13 protein-coding genes and 1 pseudogene are annotated in these 13,394 nt (G+C 72.6%); 5 read left to right on the forward strand and 9 right to left on the reverse strand.

The genetic code is table 11. From position 1 onward, the window contains the following. Positions 1 to 56 precede the first annotated feature (56 nt). Complete coding sequence (ribA, locus tag ACZ3TS_RS21495; protein WP_467620136.1) at positions 57 to 743, reverse strand: GTP cyclohydrolase II; 687 nt, start codon at positions 741 to 743, stop codon at positions 57 to 59. 163 nt (positions 744 to 906) lie between these two features. Between ribA and ACZ3TS_RS21500 the strand changes: the two genes are divergently transcribed. Next, entirely contained in the window at positions 907 to 1,659 is a 753-nt protein-coding gene (locus ACZ3TS_RS21500; protein WP_467620267.1) for a creatininase family protein, read from the forward strand. 326 nt (positions 1,660 to 1,985) lie between these two features. Here ACZ3TS_RS21500 and ACZ3TS_RS21505 read toward each other — a convergent pair. From ACZ3TS_RS21505 to ACZ3TS_RS21525, 5 genes and pseudogenes are all read right to left on the reverse strand, one after another. Beyond that, positions 1,986 to 3,023: pseudogene (locus ACZ3TS_RS21505) on the reverse strand (lysylphosphatidylglycerol synthase transmembrane domain-containing protein); the annotation flags it as partial. Further along, positions 3,020 to 3,961 (reverse strand): class I SAM-dependent methyltransferase, encoded by a 942-nt coding sequence (locus ACZ3TS_RS21510; protein ID WP_467620139.1) that lies wholly within the window; start codon positions 3,959 to 3,961, stop codon positions 3,020 to 3,022. The gene ACZ3TS_RS21510 and the pseudogene ACZ3TS_RS21505, both read right to left, overlap by 4 nt. Then, positions 3,958 to 5,190, reverse strand: a complete 1,233-nt coding sequence (locus ACZ3TS_RS21515; protein ID WP_467620140.1) for a glycosyltransferase family 4 protein — start codon at positions 5,188 to 5,190, stop codon at positions 3,958 to 3,960. Before ACZ3TS_RS21515 ends, ACZ3TS_RS21510 begins: the two co-directional genes overlap by 4 nt. Then, positions 5,187 to 5,585: a 6-pyruvoyl trahydropterin synthase family protein gene (locus tag ACZ3TS_RS21520; protein ID WP_467620141.1), complete on the reverse strand. Its 399-nt coding sequence runs from the start codon at positions 5,583 to 5,585 to the stop codon at positions 5,187 to 5,189. The genes ACZ3TS_RS21515 and ACZ3TS_RS21520 overlap by 4 nt, the downstream gene beginning before the upstream one ends. Positions 5,586 to 5,748: 163 nt before the next feature. Then, on the reverse strand, positions 5,749 to 6,729 hold the full coding sequence (locus ACZ3TS_RS21525; protein WP_467620143.1) for a zinc-dependent alcohol dehydrogenase: 981 nt from the start codon (positions 6,727 to 6,729) through the stop codon (positions 5,749 to 5,751). Positions 6,730 to 6,836: 107 nt separating this feature from the next. Here ACZ3TS_RS21525 and ACZ3TS_RS21530 point away from each other — a divergent pair, with 107 nt between their 5' ends. Then, the gene (locus tag ACZ3TS_RS21530) at positions 6,837 to 7,613 is read left to right on the forward strand and encodes a CDP-alcohol phosphatidyltransferase family protein (RefSeq protein ID WP_467620145.1); all 777 of its coding nucleotides are present in this window, start codon (positions 6,837 to 6,839) and stop codon (positions 7,611 to 7,613) included. 34 nt (positions 7,614 to 7,647) lie between these two features. On the opposite strand, the gene ACZ3TS_RS21535 is transcribed toward ACZ3TS_RS21530, so the two are convergent. Both ACZ3TS_RS21535 and ACZ3TS_RS21540 read right to left on the reverse strand, forming a co-directional pair. Beyond that, positions 7,648 to 8,103, reverse strand: coding sequence for an RpiB/LacA/LacB family sugar-phosphate isomerase (locus tag ACZ3TS_RS21535; protein ID WP_467620146.1), 456 nt, complete (start codon positions 8,101 to 8,103; stop codon positions 7,648 to 7,650). 42 nt (positions 8,104 to 8,145) lie between these two features. After that, entirely contained in the window at positions 8,146 to 8,523 is a 378-nt protein-coding gene (locus ACZ3TS_RS21540; RefSeq protein ID WP_467620147.1) for a hypothetical protein, read from the reverse strand. A 178-nt stretch (positions 8,524 to 8,701) separates the two neighbouring features. Between ACZ3TS_RS21540 and ACZ3TS_RS21545 the strand changes: the two genes are divergently transcribed. The 3 genes from ACZ3TS_RS21545 (at position 8,702) to ACZ3TS_RS21555 (ending at position 11,237) form a co-directional block, all read left to right on the forward strand. Continuing rightward, complete coding sequence (locus ACZ3TS_RS21545) at positions 8,702 to 9,316, forward strand: DNA polymerase ligase N-terminal domain-containing protein (protein WP_467620149.1); 615 nt, start codon at positions 8,702 to 8,704, stop codon at positions 9,314 to 9,316. Between the two features lie 7 nt (positions 9,317 to 9,323). Continuing rightward, positions 9,324 to 10,352 carry a non-homologous end-joining DNA ligase gene (gene ligD / locus ACZ3TS_RS21550; protein WP_467620150.1) on the forward strand — a complete coding sequence of 343 codons (1,029 nt, stop codon included), beginning with the start codon at positions 9,324 to 9,326 and terminating at the stop codon, positions 10,350 to 10,352. Positions 10,353 to 10,487: 135 nt separating this feature from the next. Further along, the gene (locus tag ACZ3TS_RS21555; RefSeq protein WP_467620152.1) at positions 10,488 to 11,237 is read left to right on the forward strand and encodes an MBL fold metallo-hydrolase; all 750 of its coding nucleotides are present in this window, start codon (positions 10,488 to 10,490) and stop codon (positions 11,235 to 11,237) included. A gap of 517 nt (positions 11,238 to 11,754) precedes the next feature. On the opposite strand, the gene ACZ3TS_RS21560 is transcribed toward ACZ3TS_RS21555, so the two are convergent. Continuing rightward, positions 11,755 to 13,206, reverse strand: a complete 1,452-nt coding sequence (locus tag ACZ3TS_RS21560; protein WP_467620154.1) for an MFS transporter — start codon at positions 13,204 to 13,206, stop codon at positions 11,755 to 11,757. Between the last annotated feature and the right edge of the window lie 188 nt (positions 13,207 to 13,394).

The raw sequence follows: 13,394 nt of genomic DNA on the forward strand, positions 1-13,394 counted from the left end.
GGGCCCGCGGCACCACGGGCGCGGCGGCCGGCGCCGGACGGCCGCCGCGCAGCCGCTCACGAGGAGTGCACCACCGCGTCCAGGTGGGGCAGGTAGTGGTCGAGCCGTTCCCGCTTGGTGCGCAGGTAGGTGATGTTGTTCTCGCACGGCGGTATCAGCAGCGACACCTGCTCGTCGATCTTGATGCCGTGCCGCAGCAGCGCCTCCCGCTTGCGCGGGTTGTTGGAGAGCAGGCGTACGGACCGTACGCCGAGGTCGTGCAAGATCTCCGCCGCGACCCGGTAGTCGCGCGCGTCCACCGGGAGCCCGAGGGCGAGGTTCGCCTCGACCGTGTCCAGGCCCTCCGCCTGGAGCTTCATGGCCCGCAGCTTGCCGAGCAGGCCGATCCCCCGGCCCTCGTGGCCGCGCAGGTAGACCAGGATGCCGCGCCCCTCGGCCACGATCTCCCGCAGCGCGGTGGAGAGTTGGGGCCCGCACTCGCAGTGCGTGGATCCGAAGGCGTCCCCGGTCAGGCACTCCGAATGGAGGCGGACGAGCATTCCCTCTTCCTCGATGTCGCCGTACACCAGCGCCACTTGTTCGTCACCACGGTCGTGGTCGAGGTAGCCGACGGCCTGGAAATCGCCGTACTTGGTGGGCAAGGGGGCATTCACGACTCGGGTGACCCCGGCCGGGGCGTTCGCGATTCGGGTGACTCCCGAGGGATGGGCATTCCCGCCGAGCACGCCGTCAATGTCTGTCATCATCTGTTCCTATCTGGTAAGCGCAGGCGGTACGAGACGAAAGGCCGTGAAAAGCATGAGCGATTCGGGGACTGCGGATACGTCCGGGACGCGGCCGGCGGACGGCGCGGTCGCCCCCGGGCACCCGCCCGTGCACGTTGCGGGTGTGCTGCCGTCGGACACGATGCAGGACGTACGGGCGCGGGCGGCCGGCCCGTACCATCAGGTCGCCGTGTTGCCCGTGGGCAGTTTCGAGCAGCACGGTCCGTACCTTCCGCTGGCGACCGACACCCTGGTCGCCTGCGCGATCGCCCGCGAGATCGCCGCAGCGTATCCGGTTCACCTCCTTCCTCCGGTGACGATGTCCTGCTCGCACGAGCACGCGGCCTGGCCGGGAACCGTGAGCATCTCCTCCGTCACCCTCCATGCGGTGGTACGGGACATCGCGGAATCGCTCCGCCGCTCCGGCGTCGAGGCCCTGGTACTGGTCAACGGTCACGGCGGGAATTACGTCCTCGGCAATGTCGTCCAGGAATCCGCGGGCAGCGGTGTGCGGATGGCGCTTTTCCCAGCCCCGGAGGACTGGGAGGCCGCCCGGGAGCGGGCCGGTGTGCGCACCTCGCTGCTCAGCGACATGCATGCCGGGGAAATCGAGACCTCCATTCTTCTGCACTGTCATCCTGAATTGGTCAGGCCCGGTTACGAGACCACGGATTTCATCGCCGACGACCGCAGACATCTGCTCACCCTCGGCATGTCGGCCTATACGGAGTCCGGTGTCATCGGGCGTCCTTCGCTCGCTTCCGCGGAGAAGGGGAAGCAGTTGCTCGCGACGCTCGCCGACTCCTTCGAGGCGTATTTCTCCCTGGTCGCCTCGGACGAGTCCGTCGGCGGCGGGCCGGGAACGGCCGGTCCCGAAGGCACGCACCGCTTGTGACGCCGCGCCAGGGACGGTGCGCGCGGCGCCGGAGGTGAGCGCGGGTAGGGGGAGTACGGCACGGGGGCACGGAGCGCGTGGGGGGTGCGCTCCGGGCCGCCCGGTACGTGGGGCCTCGACTCCGGTTGCGCCACCGAGGCTTCCTCCGCGGTGCCCGCGTCCGCCGCCGGGGTTCCTTCGGCGCCCTCGGCCGTCTCCGGTTCCGCCTCCGTCCGGGGGCGCCGCAGTCCCGTGCACCACCGGGCGAGGAGGACGAGGATCCCGGGCAGGCTCGCGATGAAGCTGAGAACGCCGTACACGACCGCGACACCCAGCCCCGTGTCCGCCCCGAGGCCGGCGGCGCCGAAGGCCCAGGCGGTGACGCCCTCCCGGGGGCCCCAGCCGCCGACGTTGAGCGGGAGGCCCATGGCGATGAGCGCGAGCAGGGCCAGCGGCAGGAGCGTGACCGGGGACGCGTGCGATCCGGCGACCCGTGCGGCCACCAGGAACATCAGCAGATGTCCGGCCAGCACGACGACGGACGACAACAGCACGGCCGGCCAACTGCCCCGGGCGAGCAGGGCGGTTCGCGCCTCGGCGAGCGCGGCGCGGAGCGCACGGCGCCGGCGCGAGGGGCGGGACGCCCGGCCCATCCGCACGGCCACCACGATGGCGAGCGCGCCGAGCGCGGCGAGAGCCAGCAGACCGGCGAGGTGGCGGGCCTGGACCAGCACCGGCGAGGGCAGCAGGAGCAGGACCGGAACTCCGACGGCCACGAGGGCCACCTGCCCGGCGGTCCGCTCCAGGACCACGGCGCGGACGCCGCGGCCGATGTCACCGGCGCTCTGCCCGTGCCGCACCGCGCGGTGCACATCGCCGAGCACGCCGCCGGGGAGCGCCGCGTTGAGGAACAGCGCACGGTAGTAGTCGGCGACGGCGGCACCGAACGGCAGCCGGATGTCGAGCGCACGGGCGACACGGCACCAGCGCCAGGCGCTGAACACGGTGGTCAGCACGCCGATCGCGAGCCCCGCGAGCAGGGTCGCGCCATCGATCCGTCGCAGCCCGTCGAGGAACACCCCGGTGCCGAGCCGCCACAGGAGCACACCGAGGATGACGGCCCCGGCGATCGTGCCGAGGTGTGTGCGCAGGGCGCGCAAGGAGGGGCGGCGGGTGGGCGGCGCCCCCTCCGTGGCAGGGTCGGTGCCCGTACCGGTGGGCGCAGTGGCCACGGCGGCCTCCCGCGGGGCCGGGACGGACGCCACGTCCGCGCCCTTCGTCCGCGCGGTCTTCGGAACAGCGGCCTCCGTGGCCAGAACCGCGGTGGCCGCGGCCCCTCGCAGCTCCTCCCCCGCCTCCGGCGGGGCGACCGTACGCGCCGTCATGCCTCCCCTCCCGTCGGCCGCGGCAGGACCAGGACGTCGCTGTGGTGCACCAGCACCCGCAGTTCGCCCGCCGCGCAGGCGGCCAGACGCTCGCGCAGACAAATATCCGCACGGACCGCGAGCTCCGGACGTTGCTCCACGGCGGCGGCGACCCAGCCGCGCAGCCACTCCGCGGTCAGTTCCGCCTGTTCGGCGCCGAGCTGCCAGGGGCTCGGATGCACCCGTACGCTCGCGCCCAGCCGGTCGAAGGCCTCGCAGGCCACGCCCACCGCGTCGGGTCCGAGGAGTTCGCCGCGGCGCTGGTGCGCGTTGAACGCGTCGCCGATCTCCTCGTCCATGGGGTGCTCGGGCGTCAGTTCCACGCGTCCGACGACGGAGAGCGTCAGCAGTGCCGGGCAGCCCGCACCGACGACGGCGGCGGCGAGCGTGTCGATCTCTTCGGCGGTGAGGACGTCGAGGAGCGCGGAGGCGGTCACCAGTGAGGCCCCCGTCAGGGCGTCGGGGGTGAGCCGGCCGATGTCGCCGCGCTGCGTGGTGACGGTCACCCGGCTGCCGTCGGCCGCCGCGCGGGGCGCCCCCACCGTGGCGAAGTGCAGCAGATACGGGTCCCGGTCGTGCAGGACCCAGTGCTGGGAGCCGTCGAGGAGAGGGGCGAGCCAGCGGCCCATCGAACCGGTGCCGCAGCCCAGGTCGTGCACGACGAGGTCGGTGGTGCGTCCGGACCGGTTGGCGAGCCGTATACGCAACGGGTCCAGCAGTTCGTGCGCTCGCGCCGCGGCATCGGCGGGTTCGCGCAACCGGAGCCACTGCGGTGCGTACCGCGGGACTTCGGGCCCGCCCGTGCCGGGCGTGGGTATCTCGAAGAGGACCCCGGGTTCCGGGACGCCCGGGGCCGCCGTGTGCGCTTCGGGCCCCGACGGAGTCGTGCTCATGCTCATGCCGCCCTCCGAGGGTCGTGGCCCATCCGCCCCAGGACGCCCGCGAGGCTGCGGGCCGTGGTGGCCCAGCCGTCCAGCGCGGCGCGGCGGCCACGGGCCGCGGCCTTGAGCCGGCGCCGTACGTCGGCCTCGCCGAACCAGCCGCGCAGCTCCGCGGCGAGCGCCGCGGGATCCTCCGGCGGTACGAGGATGCCGGGCACCCCTCCGTCGGGCGCGCGGCCGACCGCCTCCGGGAGGCCGCCGACGTCGGTGGCGAGGACCGGGATGCCGCGCGCGAGTGCCTCGGTGACGGCCATGCCGTACGTCTCGGCGTACGAGGTGAGGACCATGAGGTCGGCGGTTGCGTAGCTGGCGTCGAGTTCGGCGCCGGACCGGGGTCCGGCCAGGTGCAGCCGGTCGCCGAGGCCGTGCTCGTCGATGAGGGCACGCAGGCGTGCCACGTACTCGGGGTCGTGGCCGAGCCCGCCGACGAGAGAGCAGGTCCACGGCAGGTCGGTGACGGTGGCGAGGGCCTCGATCAGCCGGTGCTGCCCCTTGCGCGGCGTGACCGCGGCGACGCACAGCAGCCGTGAGACCCCGTCGGTGCCGGGCGCGAGCGGCGCGATGTCGGCGCCGGGGGCGGCGACATGGACGCGCTCGGGGGCGAGACCGTGGTGCGAGACGAGCCGGCGCACGGCCCAGTCGCTGGTGGCCACGACGGCGGACACGGCCCGCAGGGTGGCGCGCTCCTTGGCGTCGAGGTCGGCCGCGGTCCGCGGGTCGAGGCCCGTCTCATCGCCGAGCGGCAGGTGCACCAGGACGGCGAGGCACAGGCGTTCGACCTCCGGGACCACGATCTCGGGGACGCCGCAGGCGACCAGGCCGTCGAGCAGGACGACCGTGCCGTCCGGCAGTTCCCGCAGCGTCCGGGCGAGTTCCGCCCGGGCCGCCGCACCGGGCCGGGGCCAGGAGCCCTCGGCGGTGTGCCGGCGGACCTGCCAGCCGAAGCCGGGCAGGTCGAGGCAGATACGGCGGTCGTAGGCGTTGCCGCCGCTGGGGGCGGCCGGGTCGTCGACGCCGCCCGGCATGACGAAGTGCACGGTGCGCAGGGACATGGGAATGATGTCGGCGTTCCTCAAGGCCGCGTTCTGCACGGGCACGAAGTTCAGGGACACCCGGTCGGGGGTCTGCCGTCCGGCCGTCCGGCCGACGGCGTTCGGCGACGCGTGGTCGATGGTCGTGTCGGTCACAGGGCACGCTCGTAACTCGCCCAGGCGATGTGCGACTCGTGCAGCGTGACGCTGATGCCTGCGATGTCACGGGCGCTCTCGCCCAGTGCGCCCTTGTGGATGCGCTCGGCGAGGCGGTCGGCGATCACCTTGGCCAGGAACTCCGTCGAGGTGTTGGTGTTCGCGAAGTCCGGTTCGTTGTCGAGGTTGCGGTAGTTGAGCTCGCTCACCACCGCCCCGAGCTCCTGCGTGGCCAGTCCGATGTCGACGACGATGTTGTCGTCGTCCAGCTCGGCGCGGCGGAAGGTGGCGTCCACGAGGAACGTCGCTCCGTGCAGGCGCTGCGCGGGTCCGAAAACCTCGCCGCGGAAGCTGTGGGCGACCATCAGGTGATCGCGGACGGTGATGCTGAACAACGGACGACCCTCCAGGTGCGGTGCGTCTGGTCCCCTGCCGGGGGGATGCCGTGTAGTACGGCTGCCCCCTGCCCGTTGTTCAGCTGCCCGTTCTCCTTGTGCCGAGGTTTCTTGAGTGTCCTTCGGGAGTTTCCCCAGAGTCCGGGCAACTCGGGCGGCGGGCTCAGCCGGCGGCGTACTGAACTCGGTGGCACAACCCCTTGAGCTCACCACGGGCAAGGCGTGGCAGCACGTCGGGGAGGTCTTCGAAGGCGGACTCGCCGGTGATGAGCGCGTCGAACGCGGGTTCGGCGAGCAGATCGAGGGCGAGGGCGAGCCGGTCGGCGTACGTGCGTCGGGCGCGGGCGCGCGGCGAGACGGTGCCGACCTGGCTGCTGCGGACGGTGAGGCGGCGCGAGTGGAAGGCCTCGCCGAGCGGCAGGGTGACGCGGCGGTCGCCGTACCAGCTGAGTTCGACGACGGTGCCCTCCGGCGCGAGCAGTTCCAGGGAGCGTACGAGCCCCTGTTCGGTCGCGCTGGCGTGCACGACGAGGTCGCACTCACCGAGGGCCTCCTCGGGCAGGGCGAAGTCCACGCCGAGCGCGCGGGCGGTCTCGGCGCGCGCGGAATCGGCGTCGACGAGCTGGACGCGGACGCCGGGGTGGCGGGCGAGGAGGGCGGCGACGGAACACCCGACCATCCCGCCCCCGACGACCGCGACCCGGTCCCCGAGGAGGGGGCCGGCGTCCCACAGCGCGTTCACCGCGGTCTCGACGGTGCCGGCGAGGATGGCGCGCCCGGCAGGCACGGTGTCCGGTACGACGGTGACGGCCGAGGCCGGGACGACGTACCGGCTCTGATGCGGATACAGGCAGAAGACCGTCCGTCCGGCCAGCTCGGCGGGCCCCTGCTCCACTCGTCCGACACTCAGGTAGCCGTACTTGACGGGTGCGGGGAAGTCGCCCTCCTGGAAGGGGGCGCGCATCACGGCGTGCTGACTCTCCGGTACGCCGCCGCGGAAGACGAGGGTCTCCGTGCCGCGGCTGACACCCGAGTACAGCGCGCGCACGAGCACCTCGCCCTCGCCGGGCTTCGGCAGCTCCACGTCGCGCAGCTCCCCGTGGCCCGGCGAGCGCAGCCAGAAGGCGCGAGCTGTGAGGTTCATATGCGTCCTCCTGAACGATCTGCCGACTCTTCACGTACGCAGCTACGAGAAGTCGCGCACAAGGTACGCGCGAAGATCGAATCTGTCACTCGGCCGGAGGGTGAGCGGTGGCCCTGAACCACACATACGACGCGAGGCTGTTGCAGCAGGAGACGACCGTGGGGGCGGGCGTGCAGGTGCTGCTGCTGACCTTGCTGGGCACGGCGATCGGCATGGGCCCGGCCGGCTGGCTGACGGGTCTGGCGTTCGCACTCGCCACCTGGGCCGTTCTCACCCGCGCTGTGCTCCGCTCCCGATTGCGCTCCTTCGGCCCGGCCAACCGGGTGACGCTGGGGCGGGCGATCCTGGTGGGCGGCGTCACTGCGCTGGTCGCGGACTCCTTCGAGAGCTCGCCGCCGGTGACGGTCTTCGTGGGGCTGACGGCGGTGGCGCTGATACTGGACGGCGTGGACGGCAAGGTGGCGCGCCGCACGGGCACCTCGACCGCGCTGGGCGCACGCTTCGACATGGAGGTCGACGCGTTCCTGATTCTGGTGCTGAGCGTGTACGTGTCGATGTCGCTGGGCCCTTGGGTGCTGCTGATCGGCGGGATGCGATACGTGTTCGTGGCGGCGGCCAAGGTGCTGCCGTGGCTGAACGGCGAGCTGCCGCCCAGCATGGCGCGCAAGACGGTGGCCGCGTTGCAGGGCATAGCCCTGCTGGTGGCCGGGTCCGGGTTGCTGCCGTACGCGACCACGGCGGGGATCGTCGCGCTGGCGCTGGCGTCCCTGGTGTGGTCGTTCGGGCGGGACGTGCTGTGGCTGTGGAGCGTTCGGGACCGTGCGGCGGCGCCGGCCCGCAATGAGGTGCTGGAGCCGGTCGCGGAGCTGGTGGCGGGCCACTGACCGGGAGCTCGCCGGACGAGACGTCCGGCGCGGCCTACGGAACCGTCCTGCCGAGGTCCAGCCGACCGACACGGGTCACGTTCTGCCGGTCCTCGGGGTCCTCGCTGGCCTCGGCGGCGAACCAGGCGTCGAGGATCTCGTTCAGCAGTGGCTCGGATGTCAGCCGCAGGCTGAGTGCCAGTACGTTGGCGTCGTTCCAGCGACGTGCGCCGTCCGCCGTGTACGCGTCCGTGCACAGGGCCGCCCGTACACCGGGCACCTTGTTGGCGGCGATCGAAGCGCCCGTGCCGGTCCAGCAGCACACGACCGCCTGGTCCGACCTGCCCTCGGCGACCTCGCGGGCGGCGGCCTCCGAGCACGCCGCCCATTGGGGGTCGTCCCCGGGACGCAGCGCGCCGTGCGTCACCACCTCGTGGCCGCGGCCGCGCAGTTGGGCGACGAGGCTCCGGGCGACGGGCTCGTCCATGTCCGAGGAAACGGAGATCCGCATGCTCGCGAGCCTACCCGCTCTGCGCGCGAGCCCCCCGAGTCCTCAGGCGGCCATCATGTCGCGCACCTGAGGCGCCACCTTCGTGCCGAAGAGTTCGATGCAGTCCATGAGTGCCTCGTGCGGCAGCCCGTTCATCCCGTACTTCAGGTCGAAGCGGGTCGCGCCCAGTGTCCGGAGCGTGGCGGCGATCTTCCGCGCCACGGTGTCGGGCGATCCTACGTACAGGGCACCGTCGGGGCCGACGTCCTGCATGAACTGGTCGAAGGTGGGGACGCGGAATCCGCGTTGCCCGGCCACCTTCCGGATGGTGCTCTGGTAGTAGGGCCAGAACTCCTCCACCGCCTGTTCGTCCGTCGCCGCGTCATGGCCCGGAGAGTGACCGCCCATGACCTGGCCCGGCTCACCGCCGCTCTGCAGCACATCGCCACCGGGACCGGGCCGGGCGCCGACCGGGACGCCTCACCCGCGTGACGGACGTCCGGACCGGCCCACCCCGCGCCGTGCCGTGCCGTGCGCGTGGTCATCACGGCCGATGGGGTACCCGTGCCGCAGAAGACGGCGGGAACCGTGACGACCGGTCGGCGGAAAGGAGCCGGACGTGGGTGGCAGCGATCGACTGCGGGAGTATCGCGGCAAACGGGACTTCGACCGGACCGGCGAGCCCCGGGGCACGGGGGTGTCCGCCGACTCGGAGCCCCGTTTCGTGGTGCAGATCCACGACGCGAGCACCCTGCACTTCGACTTCCGGCTCCAGGTCGGCGACGTGCTCAAGTCCTGGTCCATCCCCAAGGGCCCCTCCACCGATCCCGGTGACAAGCGGCTCGCCGTGCCCACCGAGGACCACCCCCTGGAGTACTCGGACTTCGAGGGCGTCATTCCTCAGGGCGAGTACGGGGGCGGCACCGTGATCGTCTGGGACCGCGGCACGTACCGACCGCTGAGCCACGACCGGCGCGGGCGGCCCGTGCCCTTCGAGGAGGCGCTGGAGCGCGGGCACGCCACGTTCCGGCTGAACGGGTCGAAGCTGCGCGGGGAGTACGCCCTCACCCGCTTCCGGGACGGGAGGGGGAGCGGCGAGGACGAGGCCTGGCTGCTGGTGAAGACGGGCCACGCCCGGTCCGGCGGGCACGGGACACCGGACCCCCGCCGTGCCCGGTCGGTGTCCAGCGGACGCACCCTTGCCCAGGTCGCCTCGGACGGCCGCGAGGGGTGAGCGGCCGATGAGCGGTCTTCTGGACACGCTCCCCGCCGAGCAGCGCCGGCTCCTCGTCGCGGCGCGTCCGGGCGTGGAACTCGCCGCGCGCCCCATGCTGGCCACACTGAGCGACAGACGGGACTTCTCCCGTGGCGGCGAGTGGATCTTCGAGCGGAAGCTGGACGGCATCCGTGCGCTGGCGGTGCGCGAGGGCGACCGGGTGGTCCTGCTCTCCCGCTCGGGGCGGCGCATGAACGACACCTATCCGGAAATCGTCGACGCGCTCACCGCCCAGGACTGCACGGATTTCACCGTCGACGGCGAGATCGTCGCGTTCTCCGAGGGCCGCACCGACTTTTCCCGGCTCCAGCAGCGCATGGGGCTGACCCGGCTCCGGGACATCGAGGCGAGCGGGGTCGCCGTGACGTACTACCTCTTCGACCTGCTGCGACTGGAGGGTACGGACACCCGGCGACTGCCGCTGCGCACGCGCAAGTCGCTGCTGCGCCGCGCCCTCACCTACCGGGCCCCGCTACGGCTGACGACCCACCGCAATGAGGGCGGCGCCGAACTGCTGGCCCAGTCCTGCGCCCGCGGCTGGGAGGGGCTGATCGCCAAGCGTGCCGGGAGCACGTACCAGCCACGCCGTTCCACGGACTGGCTCAAGCTCAAGTGCTCGCTGAGCCAGGAGTTCGTCATCGGCGGCTTCACCGAACCGGCCGGCAGCCGCGTCGGGTTCGGTGCCCTGCTGGTGGGCTACTACGAGGACGGCCGGCTCCGCTACGCCGGCAAGGTCGGCACCGGTTTCGACCGCCGCACCCTGCTCGGCCTCCGCGCCCGTCTCGACGAACTGGCGACCGTCACTTCGCCCTTCGCCGAACCGGTACGCGAGAGGGGCGCTCACTGGGTGCGGCCCGAACCGGTGGCACAGATCGCGTTCACGGAGTGGACCAAGGACGGCATGCTGCGCCATCCGCGCTTCCTCGGGCTGCGGGACGACAAGAGCGCCAGCGAGGTCGTGCGCGAACGTCCCGCTCGGCACGTGGCGGGGTGACCGGTTTCCCAGGGGGCCCGGACGGGCTCGGCACACGGTTGCGAGAAGATGGGCCCGGCGACGCCGTGAGAGGCGTCCGCACCGAGTGCTGAGAGCGTTCCGCCCTTCGAGGCCCTGAAGAAGATCCGGTGATCCATGCCCAACGACAGCATCGTCGAGGTCGGCTCCGATGTGTACCTCGTGCCGGGGAGCAGCACCAACTGGGTGATCGTCAAGGAGGGCGACACCGCGACCCTCGTCGACACGGGCTATCCCAGGGACCGCGAACGCCTCCTCGCGTCACTGGCTTCGGTCGGTGTCGCCCCGGGCGCGGTGACGGCCGTGCTGATCACGCACGCGCACAACGACCACATAGGCGCGGCGGAGCATCTGCGCCGCACCCACGGGACGCCCGTCCTGATGCACAAGGCGGAACTGCCGCACGCACGGCGGGAGTTCCTGCACCAGGTCTCGGTCGGCCAGGTCCTGGCCAACGGCTGGCGTCCCGGGGTCCTCCCCTGGGCCGTGCACGCCCTGCGCGCGGGCGGAACGGCGCACGTCCCGGTCGTCGAACCGCAGTCCTTCGCCGAGGAGGGCCCGCTCGACGTCCCCGGCCGTCCGGTTCCGGTCCTCACTCCCGGTCACACGGACGGGCACTGCGCCTACCACCTGCCCGACGCGGGAATCCTGATCACGGGCGACGCGCTGGTCAGCGGGCATCCGACGTCCCGTCGGCGCGGGCCGCAGCTGCTGCCCCGGATGTTCCACCGCGACCGGGCCCGTGCCCTCGGCTCCCTGACCGCCCTCGAAAAGCTGGACGCCGACATCCTTCTCCCCGGCCACGGCCCGGTGCTCCACACGGCCGCCGGCGCCGCGGTCGAACACGCACGCGAACTGGCCGCCTGACACCGAGCCCTGACCGCCGCCACGGCTGTCAGGGCTCCACCTCCGGGCACGTCGTCGGCCCAACACCATCCACCGTAAGGACACCGACACCCACCGTCGTCCCTCCGACCCCGCACGGGCCAGGAGCCTCGACGGCACACGGACCGCCAGGCCGGGGGCGCGCCCGCACCCCGGGCCGGGACCAGCCGCCCGAACGGGCCGCCTGACGCGGCCACCCGCCCTCGGGGACCCCGACACCCGCCGTCGTCCGCTTCCGACAGCCGCGGGACCTCAGCCCCGCACCCCCGTGACGGCAGCCACCGACTCCGCGTCGGCCGGAGCCTCGACGGCACGCGGCTCACCGGTGCCCCGCGAACCGGCCTCCTGACACGGTCGCCCTGGCACCAAGCCCTGACCGCCGCCACGGCTGTGCGGCCGTGACGGCGGTCAGGACTCCGGCTCCAGTTGGCACGGCCGAGCGCCTTGCGCCGTCAAGGCACCGGCACCCGCCGTCGTCCGCCTGCGACAACGGGGCCGGTCAGCCCCGCACCGCCGGCGCAGCGGCCTCCGGCTCCGGGCGGGCCGGAGCGTCCGAGGCGCGCGGCACGCCGGTCACACGGCCCGCACCCCGGGCCGGGACGAGCAGCGCGGCCAGCGCCGCACCGAGGCAGAGCAGGGCCAGCAGACCGAAGCCGTGCGTGTAGCCGGAGTCGTAGGGCAGGCCCGAGGGCTGCAACCGGCCGGTCACCAGGACGCTGGTGACCGCGGCGCCGATGGAGCCGCCGATCGTCCGGATGTTGGCGTTCATGCCGGTCGCGGCACCGGTCTGCTCGGCCGGGACGCTGCCGACGATCAAGTTGGCCATCGAGGCGAAGGCCAGTCCGATCCCGAAGCCGAACACGCCCGCGACGAGGGCCACCTGCCACTGCTGGTCGTGCCAGAGGGTGAGGATGCCCAGCGCCACGGCGCCGAGTGCGGCGCCGGCCGTGAGCAGCGTCTTGGCTCCCAGCACAGGCTCCAGACGACCGCTGAGGACACCCGAGATGAACATGGCGGCCAGCATCGGCAGCATGAGCAGTCCGGAGGCGGTGACGGACGCGCCGAAGCCGTAGCCGGCGGCGCGGGGCGTCTGCACGAAGCCGGGCAGGAAGGACCAGATGGAGTACATGCCCGCGCCGAAGAGCAGGGCGGCGGCGTTGGTCGTCCACACGGCGGGCAGCCGCATCACGCGCAGGTCGATCAGCGGGTTGCGGGAGCGCGCCTCGGCCAGCAGCCACAGCACGAAGAGCACCACCGCGGCGACGAACAGGCCTATCACCCGGGCCGATCCCCAGCCCCATTGCGTCGCCTGGCTGAGCGGAAGCAGCAGGGCCACCAGCCATGCCGAAAGCAGCACGGCACCGAGCCAGTTGACACGTCCATCGGCCCGGTGCGGCGACTCGGGCACGAACCGGAAGGCGATCAGTGTGGTGACCGCGACGACGGCGACGGGGATCCAGAACAGCCAGCGGTAGTCGAGGGCGGACACGATGGGGCCGGCCGCCACGATGCCGACGCCGCCGCCGGCGGCGATCACGGCGGACAGGTTGCTGATGCTGCCGCTCACCTCGGCCGGGGCGAACTCGTCCCGGATGATGCCGAAGGACAGCGGGAACAACGCTCCGCCGGCCCCCTGGATCACCCGGGCGACGATCAGCACCGCGATGCTCGGCGCGAGCGCGGCGAGCAGACAGCCGGCCAGCACGGTCAGGAGTACGGCCACGAGGGTGCGCTTCCTGCCGACGACGTCGCCGACCCGGCCGAGAATCGGCGTGAAGACCGAGGCGGACAGCAGATAGGCCGTCATCACCCAGGTCGCGGTGGACTGCGAGGTGTGCAGCGCGTGCTGGACGGTCGGCAGGGCCGGCGCGATCAGCGACTGCAGCATGGCGAACACGCCCGCACCGGTCGCGAGGACCGCGAAGGTGAGGCGGGTGGACTTCCGGGGCATCAAAAGCCTCTCCGAACAGAATGCGAACAGGGTGCGGCCGAGGTCATCCGGCCGAGGTCGTACGGACTCGGTCGCGCTGCGGGCAGCGCGAAGCACGCCGACGACCGCGGCGAGCGGTCGCGAAGCGGATGGGGGAACGGGAGATGCGGACTGCGCGGGGCCCGTGGTCGGGTCGAAGGTGGTACGAG

The sequence above is a fragment of the Streptomyces sp. NPDC022910 genome (genome assembly GCF_055561075.1).

What these genes read in the sequence shown, in the direction of transcription:
- ACZ3TS_RS21510 (WP_467620139.1), bottom strand. Translation starts at nt 3,961, where the DNA reads ATGAGCATGAGCACGACTCCGTCGGGGCCCGAAGCGCACACGGCGGCC.
- ACZ3TS_RS21560 (WP_467620154.1), bottom strand. Translation starts at nt 13,206, where the DNA reads ATGCCCCGGAAGTCCACCCGCCTCACCTTCGCGGTCCTCGCGACCGGT.
- ligD (WP_467620150.1), top strand. Translation starts at nt 9,324, where the DNA reads ATGAGCGGTCTTCTGGACACGCTCCCCGCCGAGCAGCGCCGGCTCCTC.
- ACZ3TS_RS21500 (WP_467620267.1), top strand. Translation starts at nt 907, where the DNA reads ATGCAGGACGTACGGGCGCGGGCGGCCGGCCCGTACCATCAGGTCGCC.
- ACZ3TS_RS21535 (WP_467620146.1), bottom strand. Translation starts at nt 8,103, where the DNA reads ATGCGGATCTCCGTTTCCTCGGACATGGACGAGCCCGTCGCCCGGAGC.
- ribA (WP_467620136.1), bottom strand. Translation starts at nt 743, where the DNA reads ATGACAGACATTGACGGCGTGCTCGGCGGGAATGCCCATCCCTCGGGA.
- ACZ3TS_RS21525 (WP_467620143.1), bottom strand. Translation starts at nt 6,729, where the DNA reads ATGAACCTCACAGCTCGCGCCTTCTGGCTGCGCTCGCCGGGCCACGGG.
- ACZ3TS_RS21555 (WP_467620152.1), top strand. Translation starts at nt 10,488, where the DNA reads ATGCCCAACGACAGCATCGTCGAGGTCGGCTCCGATGTGTACCTCGTG.